Consider the following 18964-nt stretch of genomic DNA (forward strand, 5'->3'; position numbering starts at 1 on the left):
AATAAAAAACGTATATTTGAGATAATATTGGGCAACCAATATTAATTTTCTTTTTCATAGCAATTTTTTTCCCATCCTTGATTTATTGAGGGTGGGTTTTGCTTTTTATAAGGTTGCTGTTTATCAATTATTTAGCATAAAATATTTGGCTATAAAGGATTCATAAAGAATATAGCTAGTCAAAACAATTCAATATCTTTGAACAAATTGCTTACATGAACAACATTTTGGTAGCTACTAATGTCACAAAACGCTATGGTGACCATTTAGCTTTAAAAGACGTTTCCCTAGATATTCCAAAAAACAGTATTTATGGATTGCTTGGCCCTAACGGTGCCGGTAAGACTACCCTAATACGTATCATTAATCAAATAACCTATCCTGATCAAGGGTCGGTATTTTTTGATGGGGAACCTTTAAAACCGGAACATATTGCACAAATAGGATATTTGCCAGAGGAAAGAGGTCTATATAAGAGCATGAAAGTTGGGGAGCAAGCCCTATATCTTGCACAGTTAAAAGGTTTGTCCAAGGCTGAAGCAAAAAAACGATTGAAATTCTGGTTTGAAAAATTGGAAATTGGTGATTGGTGGAATAAAAAGATACAGGAGCTATCCAAAGGTATGGCCCAAAAAATACAATTTGTTGTAACTGTTCTCCATGAACCTAAATTATTAATATTTGATGAACCATTTAGCGGATTTGACCCTATCAATGCCAATATAATCAAAGAACAAATTTTGGCATTAAAGGAAAATGGGACCTCCATAATATTTTCTACACACCGTATGGAATCTGTGGAAGAGTTGTGCGAGTATATAGCATTGATTCATAAATCAGAAAAAATTCTGGATGGTAAATTGTCAGAAATCAAAAAAGCCTATAAGAACAATATTTTTAGGATAGGATTGGAGAGCACGGGTGCCAATGGTTTGTTAGAGGACCTACAACAAAAATATAAAGTCTTGACCCATGAATATGACAGTAAAGAGAGCCAATTGAATATTTCCGTTCAATTACCCTCTAATGATTCTAGGGAAATTTTAAATTATTTAGGTCAAAAGGCCAATGTAAATGGTTTTGTAGAAACCATTCCATCGGCTAATGATATATTTATTCAGACCATCCAAAAAAGAAATTTATCCCATGAATAAATTGCCGCTGATAATTAAAAGAGAGTATTTGGCAAAGGTTAGGAACAAGTCTTTCGTAATCATGACATTTTTAAGCCCAATTTTAATGGTGGGCATGATTTTGTTGATTACTTATTTAACCCAGTTGAACGACAATGAGAAAAGAATAATTGCGGTCTTGAACGAAAGTGGGTATTTTGCTAATGAATTTGTAGCCACTGAAGCTACTTCCTACGTTAATTTTAGGGATATTTCTTTGGCTCAGGCAAAAGATTCTACGCTAAGTTTGGGATATTATGGATTGGTATATTTACCGGAAGAACCCAATTTGGAGCGTGTGGCGCAACGTGCATTTTTTTATAGCAAGGATGCGCCAAGCGCATCGGTACTAGAAAAATTGGAAAATGTGATCACCAGTAGATTACGACAGGAGCGTTTAAGAGAACTGGGTCTCTCCCCAAAAGAATATGCAGAAATGGATCGTAGCTATAACCTTAACATAGAGACGTTTGATGGGCTGCAGAATATTAAGGGAATCAATGAGATTAAAGCGGTAATAGGTGGCGCATTCGGTTATTTAATAATGATGTTCATCATTATCTATGGAGGATTTGTAATGCGTAGTGTCATAGAAGAAAAGACCAGCCGTATTATTGAAGTCATTATATCATCCGTAAAGCCTTTTCATCTAATGATGGGTAAAATTATTGGAACCTCGTTGGCGGGTATTACCCAATTTGGTATTTGGATCGTTTCCGGTGTAATTTTGTTGTTCATTGGTTTGGCTATTTTTGACATTGATCCTTCTGCCTTGACAAAAGGGGGTATGCCACAGACCATGGGCAATGGTACCGGTATGGATGTAGATAGCGTTACCCAAAATATTCAACTATATGCCCAGGAAATTTTTGAGATTCCTATCTTGGCCATGTTGATTTTCTTTATCATCTATTTTGTACTGGGATATTTAATATACAGTTCTATTTATGCGGCTATAGGGGCAGCAGTAGATAATGAAACGGATACCCAACAATTTATATTCCCGGTAATTTTGCCGTTAATGCTGGCTATTTACGTAGGTTTCTTTTCCGTATTTAGCAATCCTAACGGTCCAATTGCGGTAGCCTTTTCCCTTTTTCCGTTGACCTCCCCAATTGTAATGCTCATGCGTTTGCCATGGGGTATTGGTGAAGGCGGCGTGCCTGTTTGGCAATTGATTAGTTCTATCTTAATATTAATAGCTACATTTATTGGTATAGTGTGGGTTGCAGCTAAAATATATAGGGTTGGTATCCTTATGTACGGCAAAAAGCCTAGTTATAAAGATTTGTTCAAATGGCTCAAATATTCTTAATGATACAAGAAGGTACCGAAAAAATAAAGGATATCATTGAAGATGATGTCTGGGGTACCATAAAGAAATTTCTTGACCTTGGTTATCAATTTGGCGAAGGGGAAAAATCCATACATATTACGGTCGGACTTCTACTTTTGTTAACCATTGCCTTTTTACTTACAAGTACCGTATTGCAGGGTATAAGAAGATTTTTTACCAGGAATATGGAAACTGATGACAAGCTTAAGTTCATCAGTATTTTTAAGTTCATTAAGTACTTGGTATATGTTGTGGTCATCTTATTCACCATGAGCGCCGCAGGTATTAATATTACCATATTGATTACTGCATCCGCTGCATTGTTCGTAGGTCTAGGTTTGGCTTTACAGGAAATTTTTCAGGATATTATCGGAGGAATTTTCATTATCGTTGATAAATCGCTCAGAGTGGGTGATATTATAGAAATAGATAATAAGGTAGGTAAGGTTTTTGAAATAAAATTAAGGACTACAAGGGCAGTAACCAGGGATGACAAGGTCATTATTATTCCTAACCATAAGTTTATAAGTGATATTGTCTACAACTATACCCAAAATCATAAAACTACCAGAGAATCTATACAAATAGGTGTCGCATACGGAAGTGATGTAGAGTTGGTAACACGGCTATTGCTAGAGGTCATAAAATCGCATCGAAATGTGTTAAAGAGTCCCAAGCCTTTTGTGATTTTTGAAGATTTTGGTGATTCTGCATTGATCTTTGTTCTTAATTTTTATATCACCGATAGTTTTTCGGTACCGCGTATTAAAAGTGAATTAAGGTATAAAATTGATGCCGAATTTAGAAAGCATAAGGTAACGATACCTTTTCCCCAAAGGGATGTCCATATTTATCAACAAGGCACTTTACGGAATGAGTAGCAGGATAAATGCTTGTAACAAGCTCTTGGCAAGATTATTTTTTTCCATTACCATGTTTTTTACATTCTATACGTTTGGCCAAACACCAGATGTTTTTAGAATAGAGTATATGTTGATGCCGGACAATAGTGCCAATGTAGAAACTTCACGTATTAAACTGGTGCTGAACGTACCTTTGGCAGTTCGTGACAAGAAAGATTATGTCGTTCTGGGGGCGGAATATAATCGGTACAATTTTGAAGTTCCGGACAATTTATTCCCTAATGCGGATGATATCAATAAATTTCATGTTGTGGATGTCAATTTGGCCTATATGTATAAGCTTAGTGAAAATTGGCGTTTGGTGGGTGTGGTTACACCAAGATGGTCCTCTAATTTTGTGGAAGAATTACAACAAGAGGATTTTAATGTCAACGTAACGGCCGGGGCGTATAAAAACATCAAGGATGTAGAGAAGCCTTATATACTGGTAATGGGCCTTTCCTATAATGGAACTTCGCCTATAGATGTACCCTTACCCTTTTTATACTTTGAAAAACGATTTCATAAAAATTGGTCCTATGTATTGGGAGCACCAAAATCCGGGATGAAGTATTTTACTAAAAAGGGACACTTTTTTCAGACCGAGCTTTTTTTGGACGGGTATTATGTAAACATTCAGAACAATATTTTGCTTCCAGGAAATAATTTGTCAACAGATGTATCATCTACGGCATTATTATTGACCCTAGGATATCAATATAAGATAACGAAAGATATGTCCGTTTACCTTATAGGAGGTCATTCCTTATTTCAGAACGGGGTATTACGTGATCAGGAAAGGAATGATATATTTACATTAAATGATGAAGCGGGACTTTATTTTAGAACTGGCTTTAGAATTGGAATTTAAAAAAATAACAGTATGTCAAAAATTTTGGTAATTGAAGATGAAGCGGCAATTAGAAGGGTATTGGTAAAAATCCTTAGTGAAGAAAACGATGCCTATTCCGTTGAAGAAGCGGAGGATGGCCTCAAAGGAATAGAAACGATTAAGAGCAATGATTATGATTTGGTGCTATGTGATATAAAAATGCCCAAGATGGATGGTGTTGAGGTACTTGAAGCAGCCAGAAAGATAAAACCTGAGATTCCGTTTATTATGATTTCTGGTCATGGTGATCTTGACACTGCTGTAAATACCATGCGTTTAGGAGCGTTTGATTACATATCCAAACCGCCAGATCTAAATAGGTTGTTGACTACGGTAAGAAATGCTTTGGATAGAAAGGTATTGGTGGTAGAAAATAAAAAATTAAAGAAAAAGGTCAGCAAGAATTATGAAATGATCGGGGAGAGTAATGAAATCAGTACGATCAAGGGTATGATAGAGAAAGTTGCCCCTACAGATGCCCGGGTATTGATTACCGGGTCTAACGGAACGGGTAAAGAGCTGGTGGCCCATTGGATCCATGAAAAAAGTGGAAGAAGTAGCGCGGCGTTTATAGAGGTAAATTGTGCGGCCATTCCGTCAGAACTTATTGAAAGTGAGCTTTTTGGTCATGTTAAAGGGGCGTTCACCTCTGCTGTAAAGGATCGTGCGGGTAAGTTTGAAGCCGCTAACAAGGGAACAATATTTTTGGACGAAATAGGGGATATGAGCCTTTCTGCCCAAGCAAAAGTTTTAAGGGCCTTACAGGAAAGTAAAATCTCTAGGGTTGGTACGGATAAGGATATTAAAGTGGATGTTCGGGTCATTGCAGCTACCAACAAAGACTTAAAAAAGGAAATAGAAGAAGGTAATTTTAGGGAGGATCTTTACCATAGATTAGCGGTTATCTTGATACAAGTTCCAAGTTTAAATGATAGAAGGGACGATATTCCTTTGCTGATCGAACACTTTTCAAAGAAAATCTGTGAAGAACAGGGTATGGCAACCAAAACATTTTCAGACGGGGCGGTCAAACTTTTAAAAGCCTATGATTGGACTGGAAATATAAGAGAACTTAGAAATGTAGTGGAACGCTTAATTATCCTTGGTGGACAAAATGTGTCAGAGGATGATGTAAAACTATTTGCCAGTAAGTAAGATTATTTACTCTCTACAATTTTAGCACAATTACCCAATTTGTTCAATGCTTGTTGGGTAATTTCTTTTGTCCTTAAATTATAGTATTTACTACCATAGGACAAATCTGTTTTTAAAAGCTGTTGTTCGCACTCGTCAAATATTCTTTTGGCAAAAACATAAGCTTCCTTACAATCAACGGTTTCCACAACTTTATTCAACGATGTTCTATATTTTTCCAGAGACTGATCAATCTTTTCGGTTAGGCTTGAGGGCTCCTTTACTACCGTAGGAATTTTGTGTTCCGTTGGTTTTACATTAGTATTCATGGCCAAAAGATCATTTGTATAAATGCTGTTATGGGTATTATGTTCAGCAAGTACGACCATGGTGTCTTCCGTAATTGATAAAGATTTTTTTAAGAAATTTTGTGTACCGATTAATGTGGTAGATTTTGTGGCGGCTATTAAATTCTCTAGATTTTCTTCCATTTTTTCCCTTGCAAGGGTGCATCCACATTGATCCAATTGCATTTTAGATTTCTCAAGTACATTAAGGGCCTTATAGGAATAGAATCTAGCTTTGTTTATATCCTCGGTTTGTAAGGCTTCAACAATACGTGCTTTGGCAAAAGCCATGTTGGAATTTGCATACTCGCAATCTAAATTTGAGCTAAAGGAAGACAGTAATAGTATGCAGGAGGTGCAGAATATATAGGCATATTTCTTCATTGGTAGGTTTTAGGATTGTAAAATTTGGGACTTTACAACTTTAAATTTAAAAATTGTGGTGGCTAATTTCTATTATTTTCGATACAATACCCATGTAATACGATTAACGGATCCTCTGTACAAAGTCATGTGCAATAAGATTTGGTATCTATGAGATTTAAACTTTATATTTCGGTATGGATAAAATAACAATAGATACATATAGGGCCAATGCCGATTTTAAGTTGGCGAAGGCCCCAACTTTTGAAGATTTTGGTAAAACGGATAAAGAACTAAAAAAAGAACTGGCTGTTATACGAAGGGAGTTAGGTGAATTTCAGGACACCATTTACGCCCATGACAAGTATAGCATTTTGGTATGTCTACAAGGCATGGATACTGCCGGAAAGGATAGTTTGATCCGTGAAGTTTTTAAGGACTTTAATGTCAGTGGAGTAGAGGTGCATAGTTTTAAAGTGCCTACGGAATTGGAATTGAGCCATAATTATCTTTGGAGACATTATATAGCCTTGCCCGCTAAGGGTAAATTTGGGGTCTTTAATAGAACGCATTATGAAAATGTTTTGGTGACTAGGGTTCATCCGGAATATATCTTAAACGAACATATACCGGGCATTCACTCCGTGGAGGACATTGACCAGAAATTCTGGGACAAAAGATTTGAACAAATCAATGATTTTGAACGGCACTTGGCGGAGAACGGAACATTGATCTATAAGTTCTTTTTAAATCTATCCAAAGAAGAACAACGTCAACGATTATTGCGCAGGCTTGCCGTTAAGGATAAGCATTGGAAATTTTCTCCGGGAGACCTAAAGGAAAGAAAGTTGTGGTCCGTTTATCAAAAATGTTACGAGGAGGCTATTTCAAGAACTACAAAAGAGCATGCTCCCTGGTTTTCCATACCCGCAGATAATAAAAAGGCGGCAAGGGTAATTGTAGCGTCTATCCTATTAAAATCGTTAAAAAAATATAAAGATATCAAGGAGCCTATGTTAAGCGACAAAATTATGGCTAATTTAGATTCCTATGAAGAACAACTACAACGTGAGGGTTAAGCTTTTCTGTTTATTGGTTTTTATTTATGCAGGTAGTTCCAATGCACAGCAAAGCGATCAGGAACAAATTAAGGCTTTTTATGATACGGCTTTGATCAATGGAACCGGTTACAACTGGTTGAATTACATTTCCAATCAAATAGGTGGCAGGTTATCCGGGTCTGTGCAGGCCCAACAGGCAGTTGATTATACCAAGTCGCAATTAGATTCCCTTGGGCTGGACAATGTATGGCTGCAGCCTGTAATGGTCCCAAAATGGGTTAGGGGTACCCCTGAATTCGCATATTACGAAACCACTCCCGGTATGACCACCAATGTTGCCATATGTGCTCTTGGAGGGTCTGTGGCCACACCACCAAAAGGATTAAAGGCCAAAATAGTTGAAGTAACCGGTATTGAAGGTTTGGAACAGCTTGGTAAAAAAGGTATAGAGGGCAAAATCGTGTTTTTCAATAAACCTATGGATCCTACCTCCGTTAATACTTTTGATGCTTATTCCAATTGTGTGGATCAACGTTACGCAGGGGCCATGGAAGCTTCCAAGTATGGGGCAGTAGGGGTAATTGTCCGTTCTATGAATTTGCGTTTAGATGATTTTCCCCATACCGGTTCAATGGGGTATGGTGACCAACCGGTAAATGAAAGAATTCCAGCAGCGGCCATCAGTACCAATGGTGCGGAGCTATTAAGTACATCGTTAAAATTAAATCCGGACATTAATTTTTATTTCAAACAAAATTGTAAACAGTTTCAAGACGTTGAGTCGTATAACGTTATAGGGGAAATAACCGGCAGTACATTACCTAATGAAGTTATTGTAGTAGGCGGACATTTAGATTCTTGGGATCTGGGAGACGGTTCCCATGATGATGGTGCTGGGTGCGTTCAAAGTATGGAAGTACTTAATCTTTTTAAGAAAACCGGATATAAGCCAAAACGAACAATCAGGGTCGTTCTTTTTATGAACGAAGAAAACGGATTACGGGGTGGTAACAAATATGCGGAATGGGCAAGTACAGGCAAGGAGCATCATATTTTTGCACTTGAAAGTGATTCTGGTGGTTTTACACCTAGAGGATTTACAATTGATGGATCGGACAATGCGGTTCAACACATAGAGGCTTGGAAGACCTTGTTTAAACCTTACCTTGTTCACTATTTTGAAAAAGGTTTCGGAGGTGCCGATATTGGACCGCTAAAAAAAATAACGAACGAGAAGATAGTCTTGGCAGGTCTACGGCCAGATTCACAGCGTTACTTTGATTATCACCATGCAGAAAATGACACCTTTGAACAAGTGAACAAACGAGAACTACAATTGGGTGCCGCTACCATGACAAGTTTAATATATTTGGTAGATAAATATGGTATAGACTAAAATTTAGAGCAAAGTTGTCAGTACCTTAAGTTGTATAAGAAATCCAACTTATTTATCGGAAAGTTTACCCGGAATATTTTCAATTTCCGATTTTGGTAAAGAGTCAGATTTCCATTTAATGCCCAATACATAATCAATTACCTTTCCAAGATACTTTTCCATGAAATTGGACAAAGGCCCAGCTATATATCTTACGATCAAAAAAGATACGGTAATCATTAAGGTTATGGTGCCTACCAATATCACATACTTGTTCATGTAATCCATAAGGTTATTAAAGATGATATACCCTATACGTTGGTGCAATAAGTATAACGGATAGGTCATTATGCCCAAATATAAAAAGTAAGGTTTGTTCATCCATTTTAAACCTCCTAGGATGACTAATAACATAATACCATAAGCACCGAACATTACAGCAACTATTAAAGCTTCAGAGAACGTTTCGTTATAAATGACCATAGCCATTTTGGCATATATCAATCGGTGAAAACAGGATAACACAAAACATACGGCAAGGGCAATGCCATTCTTGAGATTTACTTTCTTGGTTTTGTAGATATCCGCCATCAACATACCGGCAATGAATGCAGGCGACCATTGAAACATAAGAAAGAGGTTAAGTACCTTAAAAACCAATAAGTTCTGTACTAGTGGATAAATAACGGTTAACCCTAACCATATATAGGCAATTGTTGCAATTTTCACTTGTTTATACCTGTAAAGAATTAGATATCCAAGTGCCAGTGCATAGAACCTTAATTCTACGGACATGGTCCAATACGCCCCGTCTAGGCGTTCTATATCGAAGAAATCCTGTAAAAGGGTTAAATTGAAAAGAAATTGTCCAAATGTTGCCGTAAACCTTGGGGCTCCATAAAATACGGTGACCAGATAAGTAATTAAGGCACAAAGCCAGTATACAGAAAACAGGCGTACTACGCGAGATTTAAAAAAATAGGTAACCGATTTGTTGGCGACCGATAATGCAATAACAAAACCACTTATTATGAAAAATAGGTCAATGAACACGGCACAATACTTTACCCATTCCCCTGCAAGTTCCAGAAAGCTCAAATTCGTTAGGTTGTCCGCTTTAAATCCCCTATATAAATAATGCACTAACATTATGCCAACTGCGGCAACAAATCGTAATAAATCAATTTGGTAAATACGTTGTTTTACAGCCATACTAAAATGATGCGTTTTGTATAAGAAAACAAACAACGCTATATTTTGAACAATAATTTATTCTTCTCGACAGAAGTTTAAATAAATTGGTTCATCTTCTTTTTAATAGGATATTATAATTGGGTTTTGTTCAGCTCAAATTCACGAACGGTAAAATTTCTTTACCTTTGCCCGATATTAAAAATCAGTATAATGGAAGATGGAATTTATGCCAAGTTCAATACGAGCAAAGGCGAGATATTAGTAAAATTAACACATGAAAAGACTCCTGGAACAGTGGGTAATTTTGTGGCTTTGGCTGAAGGTAAAATGGAAAATAGCGCAAAAAGCGAAGGCGAACCATTTTATAATGGTTTAAAATTTCATAGGGTAATCCCAGATTTTATGATACAGGGTGGATGTCCTTTAGGTCGTGGTACGGGAGATGCCGGTTATAAGTTCGATGATGAATTTCACCCGGACCTTAAACATGACGCCCCAGGTGTATTGTCCATGGCAAATTCTGGCCCCGGCACAAATGGAAGCCAGTTTTTTATTACACATGGGCCAACCCCTTGGTTAGATAATAAACATACCGTATTTGGAGCTGTAGCCAGCGGTCAGGAAGTAGTGGATGCCATTGCTCAAGATGATAAGATAGATTCTTTGGAAATTGTAAGGATTGGGGAAGAAGCCGAAAGATGGGATGCGTTAAAAGCGTTCAAAGACTTCAATGCTGAAGGTGAGGCACGTTTGGCAGCGGAAAAGGCAAAGCAAAAAGCTGAACTTGATAAAGTTTCTGCCGGTTTTGATTCTACAGCTTCTGGATTACGTTATAAAATGATTCAAAAAGGAGATGGGGCAAAAGCGGAAAAAGGGAAACAGGTTTCCGTACATTATGAAGGTTCCCTATTGAACGGACAGGTTTTTGACTCTTCGTACAAACGTAATTCTCCCATTGATTTTCAGTTGGGAATTGGTCAAGTTATACCGGGATGGGATGAAGGTATTGCCTTATTGCAAGTTGGTGATAAAGCACGTTTTGTTATACCATCTGATCTGGCTTATGGTGCTGCTGGTGCAGGTGGGGTAATTCCACCGAATGCTACTTTGATTTTTGACGTTGAATTGATGAAAGTAGGATAAGCTTAAATACATCTAATATAATCAACACCTATGTCTTATGATATAGGTGTTTTTTTATGTGTAGTTTTCTAGTAAAGAATGCGCAATAAAAAAGGAATAGGCTTTACTTTTTTCTAGTAGCAAAACTTCCTAAGATCAATGCTACGTTGACAATCAATAATACCAATAGTACGGTTAAAAATATATTCATAGTTAATTATTTAAGGTTGGGGAACTACGGTTGTTTATTGGTAGATGCGTAAGGCAAGTAATGGTTGCGTAAAAAAGTATTTTTTTTTAATAAAAAAACCCGATTCCATAGAATCGGGTTTCATACTATAAAAAAGTTAAATCGTTACCTAGTCAATTACCTTCACATTAACGGCGTTTAATCCTTTTTTACCTTGTTGTAGTTCAAATTCCACAACATCACCTTCTCGAACTTCATCGATTAAGCCAGAAATGTGTACAAAATGATCTTCGTTTGAACCATCTTCAGTGATAAATCCGTAACCTTTGGAATCATTGAAGAATTTTACTGTTCCTTTACTCATAATAGAAAAATTAAATATTAATTAAAGGGCAAATATAGTATTTAATTATTTAATAAGTAATATTCTTACACGTTATCTTAAGGTTAAACAAATGTGCTTAACTAATTGACTATGAACCGTTTTTTGAGCTTAAGCGGTAGGATCTGGAGTCATCCTTAGATATGGTTTAACTTCCGTTAGTCCTTTGGAAAATAATTCCTTTGCATCTGCAGTTGAAATTGCAGGACTCACTACAACATCTTTACCGTTTTCCCAATTGGCCGGTGTTGCAACTTTATGATATGCAGTAAGTTGCAAGGAATCAATCACTCTTAAAAGCTCATAAAAATTTCTTCCTGTAGAAGCAGGATAGGTCAAGGTAAGTTTTACCGTTTTGTCAGGAGCCATAATAAATACTGAGCGTACGGTCAAATTATTGTCCGCATTTGGGTGGATCATATCATACAGGTCAGAAACCTTTTTGTCTTCATCTGCTATGATCGGAAAATTAACGACCGTATTTTGTACTTCATTAATATCCTTTATCCATTCTGCATGGGAAGCCGCACCATCTACACTAAGCGCCAACATTTTAACATTACGCTTGTCAAACTCATCCTTGAATTTAGATGCCGTTCCCAATTCAGTGGTGCAAACCGGGGTAAAATCTGCCGGGTGAGAAAATAATATCCCCCAACTATCTCCTAAATAGTCATAAAGATTAATGGTTCCCATTGAACTATCTGCTGTAAAATCGGGTGCTTTGTCCCCTAATCGTATTGTTGCCATTGTACTTTTTTTTAAATAATGTTTTATCCTATAAAGTTACTAGATTATTAAGGGGGCACTTTAGATTTTTGGTTAAAAGTCTATTAAAATTTTTTACATTTAGCTAATGGAAGAGTTAGAAAAATTAAAGTATCCTATAGGGCATTTTGAGTGTCCAAAAGAAATATCCAAGGAAGATATTGATAGGTGGATTTCCGTGTTGGATAATTTACCAAAAAAATTGCATGAACTGGTCAAGGATTTAAACGAGCAACAATTGGATACTCCTTACCGAGACGGCGGCTGGACGGTTAGACAGGTAATTCATCATCTTGCGGATAGCCATCATCATAGTTACACCCGGTTTAAGTGGGCATTAACAGAAAACAGACCACTGATCAAGGCCTATGAAGAAAAGGATTGGAGTAATTTAACTGATGCCAAAAGTGCGCCTATAGCCCTTTCATTGAACTATTTAACCGCTATGCACGCTAAACTGGTGTATATGTTGACCCATATTTCTTCTTTGGATTATCAGAAAAGTTATATTCATCCAGATGGGAACATGAATGTTTCCGTCGCTGAGAATTTAGGAAAATATGCTTGGCATAGCAATCACCACTATGCACATATCAAAAACCTAATAGATAGGAAAAAGTGGATAGATTAAATTTCCTTTGATAATACATACATTGGTTTTTCTTCTTCTATAACAATATCAAAAGGTACTTTGGTAGTTCCTACGATCATAAAATCCTGAGCTAAATAGAAATTTAATGCCTTACCTTTTTGCATGGCTTCCAAAAAGATGATTTTTTTTGATTTGGTTTTGGCCATTGCTTCTACAAATTGTAAAGCCGCCTTTCCTATGCCTTGACAGGTATATTCTTGGGTAATATATATTTTATCCAAAAAAAGGGTCTCGGTAGTCTTATAGTGAGCAAAGTTTTTATTATTTGTAAGTTTTAAAATACCAATTGGCAGGGTATGTTTCACTATTAAAAACAATTTGGTGTTCTTGTCTTTTTCCTCATTATATAATACTTCTGCGGTAAAGCTGTTTTTAATATACGTGTAGGTATCTCCGTTGGGCCAAAGATGTTTATAATGTTGATTGTAGGCCAATGTACCTACTTTAATATAATCATCATATAGGGACGGTGTAAGTGGCTGAAAATGTAGGTTGCCCATAGTCTACTCGTAAACTAGATTTCAGATTTCCATTTAATGCCGCAACCTATACTCGGTTTTTGATTAGGATCAATCTCTTTACCGGATAATAAATTGTCCATTGCACTCCTTAGGTCCATTCCGGTTAACGGTATATCATTACCCGGTCTGGAACCATCTAGTTGACCACGGTATACCAACTTTAATCCTTTGTCAAAAAGATAAAAATCTGGAGTACAGGCGGCATCATATTCTTTGGCAACGGACTGATCTTCGTCATATAAATAGGGGAACGTATAGTTTTCGGCTTTTGCCTTTATTCTCATATAATTAGGGGCGTCTTCAGGATATTTCTCTATATCATTGCTAGAAATGGCAATAAATGCAATACCCTTTTCTTGATAGTCCTTTGCCATTTTAGTTATTTCCGGGTTCACATGAATTACAAAAGGGCAATGATTGCATATAAACATAATTACCGTACCCTCTGGACCGGTCAATGTATGAAGGTTCATGGTTTTTTGGCTTACGGTATCCAATAAGCTAAATTCTGGTGCTATGGTTCCCAAAGCCAACATGTTACTCTCTGTTCTTGCCATACAAACTAAAATTTAATCGTACTAAGTTAAGAAATTATTGAGGCTTGCTTTTACTTTACGGTATTCATACATTCTAAAACACATATATTATGGAAAAATCATATATTTCACTGTCCGTCGCTATTAAAGCATTGCAAGAAGAGGGTTATACAGAAGATTTTAATCTTTGTGATGCCGGTGTAGAGAATAAAAGTAAAAAAAGTGTGCATGCCGCCACAGATTTGGAAGTTGTTAAATTCTATCGTTTTGAGGGAATGACCAATCCAGATGACAATACTATTCTTTATGTTATAGAGACCAGTAAAGGGGAAAAAGGATTATTGGTTGATGCCTATGGTGCATATTCCGGTAATGTTCCTAAAGATCTTATTGAAAAACTTAGGCTTACATAATGCAAGAAACCATTACCTGGAACGATTTTAGTAAAATTGATATGAGAGTAGGTACCATTCTCTCCGTAGATGAATTTCCTGAAGCTAGAAATCCTTCTTATAAAATCACCATTGAGTTTGGCGATGAAATAGGTATTAGGAAATCTTCTGCCCAGATTACCTTAAAGTATAATAAAGAAGAGCTTATTGGTATGCAGGTCATTGCCGTTATTAATTTTCCTAAAAAACAAATTGCCAATTTTATGAGTGAATGTCTTATATTAGGAGCTGTAGACAATTCATCCGTAATATTGTTGCAACCGCAAATGAAGGTGCCCAACGGATTGAAAATTTCCTAATATTTGACAAATAACCTTTTAGATAACGTTCATATCAATTTTGATTCTGAATCATTGTGGGTCATGAATATGGTTTTGGGTCTAGTCATGTTCGGTGTGGCGCTAGAAATTTCAATTAAGGATTTTAAACCTTTGTGGACAAGACCTAAAGCAATTTTGGTAGGTCTGTGCAGTCAATTTATTCTGTTGCCAGCCTTGACTTTTCTTTTTATAATTATTATAGAACCGTTACCTAGTATTGCATTGGGCATGTTTATGGTGGCCGCCTGCCCTGGGGGTAATATCTCTAATTTTATTTCCTATCTCTCAAAAGCAAATACTGCCTTGTCCGTTAGCCTTACTGCAATTGCTACCTTATTGGCAATTGCCATGACGCCTATAAATTTTCATTTTTGGTCATCTTTTTACGGTCCCGGAGCAAGCCTTATTAAAGAAATTTCTATATCACCATATGAAATGATCAAACTGGTATCTCTTTTATTGGGTCTTCCGTTGGTACTTGGTATGTTTATTAATTACAAAAAACCGTCACTTGCCCTTGCTATAGCAAAAAAACTTAAAATAGTATCCTTGGTTTTTTTTGTGAGCTTGGTTTTCATAGCATTATATAAAAACCGTATAATTTTTTTGGATTATATCTACTATGTATTTTGGATTGTGGTACTTCATAATTTAATTGCTTTCTCAACAGGATACGGAATAGCAAAACTATTTCGGTTGCCCGCGGAGAGTAGAAGGTCCGTTACCATTGAAACAGGTATTCAGAATTCTGGCTTAGGCTTACTTTTGATTTTTACATTTTTTGATGGACTTGGGGGTATGGCATTATTAGCAGCATTTTGGGGAATTTGGCATATTGTATCTGGTTTGATCTTGGCCGCAATCTGGTATAATAAAGTAATCGTAAAAAATACTATAGCTTGAACGAATTTATGTATTCTGTTGTTAAATTTATTATTAAGACAGGTTTATATGGATTTTATAAACGGATTGAAATTAAGGGCTTGGAGCATGTGCCTACAAACAAACCGGTAATGTTTTTGCCCAATCATCAAAGTGCTCTGATGGATGTTCTTCTCATTGCTACGGATTGTAATCGTAAACCTTATTTTTTGACCCGTGCAGATGTGTTTAAGGGTAGATTTCTAAAACGAATTTTTACTTATTTTCAAATGATGCCCATATACCGGATACGAGATGGCAGAAATTCCTTATCCAATAACAATAAAATATTTAATGCCTGTGCAAAAGTTTTGGGTAACGGAAATGCGTTGGTTATTTTTCCAGAGGCAAATCATAATCTTCGTAGAAGGGTTAGACCTTTAAGTAAAGGATTTACAAGAATAATCATTAGGAGCCTGGAACTGTATCCAAATTTGGATATTCAATTGGTACCGGTGGGACTAAACTATAAAAATGCTACCCATTTTCCAGATCGGGTATCGGTCCATTATGGCAAACCAATTTCGGCAAAACTTTTTTTTGACCCCAATGATTATACTCAAACAAGTAAGGCAATAAAGGAACAAGTTACTACTGCCCTCCAAAAACTGACTACCCATATTGAAGACGATGACAATTATGAAAGTCTTGTTGATAGATTGGAATATGAAGGAATAGATTTTACGGATCCCATTGCTACAAATAATTGGGTGAAAACGTATAGTTCATCAGGCATTTCTAATCGTAGTAGTAATTCTTCTTGGGAAAATAGGGGTAAAGGCTCGTTTAGGTTTTTCTTGTATTTGTTGAATCTACCTGTTTATTTACTTTGGAAATATTGGATGAAACCAAAAGTACCGGAAGCGGAATTTATGGGAACGTTCAAATTTGCATTTGGACTTTTGGCGTACCCTGTTTATCTGTGCCTTCTGTTTTTGATATTGGTAAATATGGTAAGTGTCAAAATGGCTATATTCATTCTGGCCATACAGGTTGTTGTTTCCTTATGTTTAATAAAATATGTGCTCAGGTAGTTTTAAAAATATACCAAAATGAAAACGACCCTGAAAAGGGTCGTTGAACAATATAGATTATTAAATTGTATTAAATGTCTTCAAAACTAACATCGGTAAAACTAGAGGTGCTGCTTTGTGACTTTTCAACTTCTGGCTCTGCCTCAGTATCTTCCTTCTTGAAATCTTTCTGATGTCTTTCCGAAATAACTTCAGAACCTTTTTCATTAATAATGAAATCCATCATTTCTTCCACATTTTCCCTGAAAGCTTCAAAATCTTCTTTGTAAAGGTAGATTTTATGTTTTTTATAATGGAATGAACCATCATCATGTGTAAACTTCTTGCTTTCCGTTATCGTAAGGTAGTAATCGCCCGCCTTGGTACTTCTTACATCAAAAAAATAAGTCCGTCTGCCTGCGCGTAATACTTTGGAGTGAATTTCTTCCTGGTCTGATAAATCTCTTTCGCTCATTTCTTATGTTTAGTGTCATTATACTATCAAAAATGGAAAAAAAAACGCTATCCGACAACAATTTTCTAATTTTCTTTCTCGGACAGCTGTTTGGTGTATAGTTCCTTATAATAGCCATCCGTTATGTTCAATTCATCATGCGTGCCCTGCTGAATAAGCCTGCCGTCTTCCAATACCAATATTTTGTCGGCATTTTTGGCAGATGAAACCCTATGACTTACAATCAAGGTAGTCTTATTCTTAGAGGCCTTTTTTAAATTGCTTAAAATTTCTTCCTCGGTCTCCGTATCTACCGCGGAAAGGCAATCATCGAACAAATAAATTTGCGGTTTTTTAATAAGTGCCCTTGCAATGGATACCCGTTGTTTTTGTCCACCGCTTAATGTAATTCCCCTTTCTCCTAGAACCGTATCATATTTTTTGGAAAAGCCCATGATGTTTTCATGGACTACGGCATCCTTGGCAATAGCTATAATTTCTTCTTCAGTGGCATTTTCCTTCCCAAATTTAATGTTGTTCCTTATGCTGTCCGAAAATAAAAATGCATCTTGGGGTACCGCTCCTATAGATTCCCTTAAGTCCGTTAGGTCAATATGTTTTATAGGTTCATCATCAATTAATATTTCTCCGGAAGTGGTATCGTACAACCGTGCAACTAAATCCAATATGGTAGATTTTCCGGAACCTGTTTTACCAATAATTGCGGTGGTCTCTCCTGTATTGATGGTGAAGGAAAGGTCTGTTAAAGCCGTTATGTTGGTGTCCTCATAGGTAAAGCCTACATTTTTAAACTCTATTTTACCTTTTATATCATGTTTATGGGTAGGGGTATTGTCCAATTCAGAAGCTTCCCTTAAAAATTCATTGATTCTTTCTTGACTTGCCGCAGCTCTTTGCACAATGGATGTCAGCCAGCCAACAATGGCAACGGGCCATGTCAGCATATTTACGTATAAAATAAATTCTGCGATCAAACCAACACTTATTTCGCCCGCCAAATATTGCTTGCCACCAATATAGATGACAAGGATATTACTTATACCGATCAACAAGATCATAAGGGGAAAAAACCAAGCATTTACTTTTGCCAAGCTAATGCTCTTGTTCTTGCCTTCATTGGCAAGGCAGGTCAAATCTTCATTGGTCTGTGGCTCCAGGGCATATGCCTTAATGACGGAAACTCCTGAAAATACTTCTTGCGTAAAAGTCGATAAAGTAGATAGGTATTGTTGTACAATGGTACTTCGTTTATGGATGACCTTACTGATCTGGTAGATTAAAACGGATAAAATGGGTAATGGCAAAAGTGTATATGCCGCCAAAGTGGGGGCCTTAATGAACATTAATGGTATTAAAAAGGCAAAGAGCGTTAAGGTCTGTATGCCGTACATGATAGCCGGACCCGCATACATACGTACTTCATTGACATCTTCACTGATCCTGTTCATTAAATCGCCCGTTCTGTTCTTCTTATAAAAATTAAGACTAAGTTTTTGGTAGTGATCAAAGATTTCATTTTTTAGGTCGTATTCAATATACCTGGAAATATTGATGATCGTTTGCCGCATTAAGAAAGTAAAGAAGCCTGATAGCAACGCGGCGCCCACAATAATAAGGATAAATTGTAAGAGCAGATCTTGGGCTTCTGTTTTTGCGATCTCCGCGTTTAAAAAACGCTCTACAACAGATATACTCTTATTTACGTAGGAAGGCATGATCAGTTGGAAAAGCCGGGCTACAATGGTAATTATGATTCCTAGAAAGAGTTTAAGCCAATATTTTTTAAAGTATTTATTAAGATGCTTAAGTTCTTTCATAGGATTTGTAAAAAAGAAA

Annotated in this window: 21 protein-coding genes; 13 read left to right on the forward strand and 8 right to left on the reverse strand. The window is 36.5% G+C overall.

Annotated features, from left to right (window positions below):
* Window positions 1–215 precede the first annotated feature (215 nt).
* The 5 genes from CHB68_RS04830 to CHB68_RS04850 are packed head-to-tail and all read left to right on the forward strand — an operon-like array spanning window position 216 to window position 5457.
* Window positions 216–1154, forward strand: a complete 939-nt coding sequence (locus CHB68_RS04830; protein WP_089259684.1) for an ABC transporter ATP-binding protein — start codon at window positions 216–218, stop codon at window positions 1152–1154.
* Complete coding sequence (locus tag CHB68_RS04835; protein WP_089259794.1) at window positions 1147–2487, forward strand: ABC transporter permease; 1341 nt, start codon at window positions 1147–1149, stop codon at window positions 2485–2487. Before CHB68_RS04830 ends, CHB68_RS04835 begins: the two co-directional genes overlap by 8 nt.
* Window positions 2469–3389 (forward strand): mechanosensitive ion channel family protein, encoded by a 921-nt coding sequence (locus tag CHB68_RS04840; protein WP_245838804.1) that lies wholly within the window; start codon window positions 2469–2471, stop codon window positions 3387–3389. Before CHB68_RS04835 ends, CHB68_RS04840 begins: the two co-directional genes overlap by 19 nt.
* Window positions 3382–4281, forward strand: coding sequence for a DUF6268 family outer membrane beta-barrel protein (locus CHB68_RS04845; protein ID WP_089259686.1), 900 nt, complete (start codon window positions 3382–3384; stop codon window positions 4279–4281). The genes CHB68_RS04840 and CHB68_RS04845 overlap by 8 nt, the downstream gene beginning before the upstream one ends.
* A 12-nt stretch (window positions 4282–4293) precedes the next feature.
* A complete protein-coding gene (locus CHB68_RS04850) occupies window positions 4294–5457 on the forward strand; it encodes a sigma-54-dependent transcriptional regulator (RefSeq protein ID WP_089259687.1) in 1164 nt (387 codons plus the stop codon).
* 2 nt (window positions 5458–5459) lie between these two features.
* On the opposite strand, the gene CHB68_RS04855 is transcribed toward CHB68_RS04850, so the two are convergent.
* A complete protein-coding gene (locus CHB68_RS04855) occupies window positions 5460–6167 on the reverse strand; it encodes a hypothetical protein (protein ID WP_089259688.1) in 708 nt (235 codons plus the stop codon).
* 176 nt (window positions 6168–6343) lie between these two features.
* On the opposite strand from CHB68_RS04855, the gene CHB68_RS04860 reads away from it, so the two are divergent.
* Complete coding sequence (locus tag CHB68_RS04860) at window positions 6344–7225, forward strand: PPK2 family polyphosphate kinase (RefSeq protein ID WP_089259689.1); 882 nt, start codon at window positions 6344–6346, stop codon at window positions 7223–7225.
* Window positions 7197–8603 carry a M20/M25/M40 family metallo-hydrolase gene (locus CHB68_RS04865; protein WP_089259690.1) on the forward strand — a complete coding sequence of 469 codons (1407 nt, stop codon included), beginning with the start codon at window positions 7197–7199 and terminating at the stop codon, window positions 8601–8603. The genes CHB68_RS04860 and CHB68_RS04865 overlap by 29 nt, the downstream gene beginning before the upstream one ends.
* Before the next feature lie 48 nt (window positions 8604–8651).
* Here the strand turns inward: CHB68_RS04865 and CHB68_RS04870 are convergent, their stop codons facing one another.
* Complete coding sequence (locus tag CHB68_RS04870) at window positions 8652–9794, reverse strand: acyltransferase family protein (RefSeq protein ID WP_089259691.1); 1143 nt, start codon at window positions 9792–9794, stop codon at window positions 8652–8654.
* 192 nt (window positions 9795–9986) lie between these two features.
* On the opposite strand from CHB68_RS04870, the gene CHB68_RS04875 reads away from it, so the two are divergent.
* Window positions 9987–10919, forward strand: a complete 933-nt coding sequence (locus CHB68_RS04875) for a peptidylprolyl isomerase (RefSeq protein WP_089259692.1) — start codon at window positions 9987–9989, stop codon at window positions 10917–10919.
* 338 nt (window positions 10920–11257) lie between these two features.
* On the opposite strand, the gene CHB68_RS04880 is transcribed toward CHB68_RS04875, so the two are convergent.
* Window positions 11258–11452 carry a cold-shock protein gene (locus CHB68_RS04880; RefSeq protein ID WP_027064347.1) on the reverse strand — a complete coding sequence of 65 codons (195 nt, stop codon included), beginning with the start codon at window positions 11450–11452 and terminating at the stop codon, window positions 11258–11260.
* Window positions 11453–11581: 129 nt separating this feature from the next.
* Window positions 11582–12220 (reverse strand): peroxiredoxin, encoded by a 639-nt coding sequence (locus tag CHB68_RS04885; protein ID WP_089259693.1) that lies wholly within the window; start codon window positions 12218–12220, stop codon window positions 11582–11584.
* Between the two features lie 106 nt (window positions 12221–12326).
* Here CHB68_RS04885 and CHB68_RS04890 point away from each other — a divergent pair, with 106 nt between their 5' ends.
* Window positions 12327–12869 carry a YfiT family bacillithiol transferase gene (locus CHB68_RS04890; RefSeq protein ID WP_089259694.1) on the forward strand — a complete coding sequence of 181 codons (543 nt, stop codon included), beginning with the start codon at window positions 12327–12329 and terminating at the stop codon, window positions 12867–12869.
* Here the strand turns inward: CHB68_RS04890 and CHB68_RS04895 are convergent.
* On the reverse strand, window positions 12866–13390 hold the full coding sequence (locus tag CHB68_RS04895; protein ID WP_089259695.1) for a GNAT family N-acetyltransferase: 525 nt from the start codon (window positions 13388–13390) through the stop codon (window positions 12866–12868). The two genes, CHB68_RS04890 and CHB68_RS04895, sit on opposite strands and share 4 nt — an antisense overlap.
* Before the next feature lie 14 nt (window positions 13391–13404).
* A complete protein-coding gene (locus CHB68_RS04900) occupies window positions 13405–13968 on the reverse strand; it encodes a thioredoxin family protein (RefSeq protein ID WP_089259696.1) in 564 nt (187 codons plus the stop codon).
* Window positions 13969–14057: 89 nt separating this feature from the next.
* Between CHB68_RS04900 and CHB68_RS04905 the strand changes: the two genes are divergently transcribed.
* From CHB68_RS04905 to CHB68_RS04920, 4 genes are read left to right on the forward strand one after another with little or no spacing between them, the layout of a single operon-like run.
* Complete coding sequence (locus tag CHB68_RS04905) at window positions 14058–14360, forward strand: phosphoribosylpyrophosphate synthetase (protein ID WP_089259697.1); 303 nt, start codon at window positions 14058–14060, stop codon at window positions 14358–14360.
* Window positions 14360–14698 (forward strand): tRNA-binding protein, encoded by a 339-nt coding sequence (locus tag CHB68_RS04910; RefSeq protein WP_089259698.1) that lies wholly within the window; start codon window positions 14360–14362, stop codon window positions 14696–14698. The genes CHB68_RS04905 and CHB68_RS04910 overlap by 1 nt, the downstream gene beginning before the upstream one ends.
* Window positions 14699–14701: 3 nt before the next feature.
* Window positions 14702–15622: a bile acid:sodium symporter family protein gene (locus CHB68_RS04915; RefSeq protein WP_089259699.1), complete on the forward strand. Its 921-nt coding sequence runs from the start codon at window positions 14702–14704 to the stop codon at window positions 15620–15622.
* Complete coding sequence (locus CHB68_RS04920; protein WP_143815171.1) at window positions 15619–16674, forward strand: lysophospholipid acyltransferase family protein; 1056 nt, start codon at window positions 15619–15621, stop codon at window positions 16672–16674. The genes CHB68_RS04915 and CHB68_RS04920 overlap by 4 nt, the downstream gene beginning before the upstream one ends.
* Before the next feature lie 70 nt (window positions 16675–16744).
* Here CHB68_RS04920 and CHB68_RS04925 read toward each other — a convergent pair whose 3' ends face one another.
* Both CHB68_RS04925 and CHB68_RS04930 read right to left on the reverse strand, forming a co-directional pair.
* Entirely contained in the window at window positions 16745–17128 is a 384-nt protein-coding gene (locus tag CHB68_RS04925; RefSeq protein WP_089259701.1) for a PUR family DNA/RNA-binding protein, read from the reverse strand.
* A 65-nt stretch (window positions 17129–17193) separates the two neighbouring features.
* The gene (locus CHB68_RS04930; RefSeq protein WP_089259702.1) at window positions 17194–18945 is read right to left on the reverse strand and encodes an ABC transporter ATP-binding protein; all 1752 of its coding nucleotides are present in this window, start codon (window positions 18943–18945) and stop codon (window positions 17194–17196) included.
* Window positions 18946–18964: the final 19 nt, after the last annotated feature.

This window comes from Maribacter sedimenticola (assembly GCF_900188415.1).
GTDB lineage: Bacteria > Bacteroidota > Bacteroidia > Flavobacteriales > Flavobacteriaceae > Maribacter > Maribacter sedimenticola.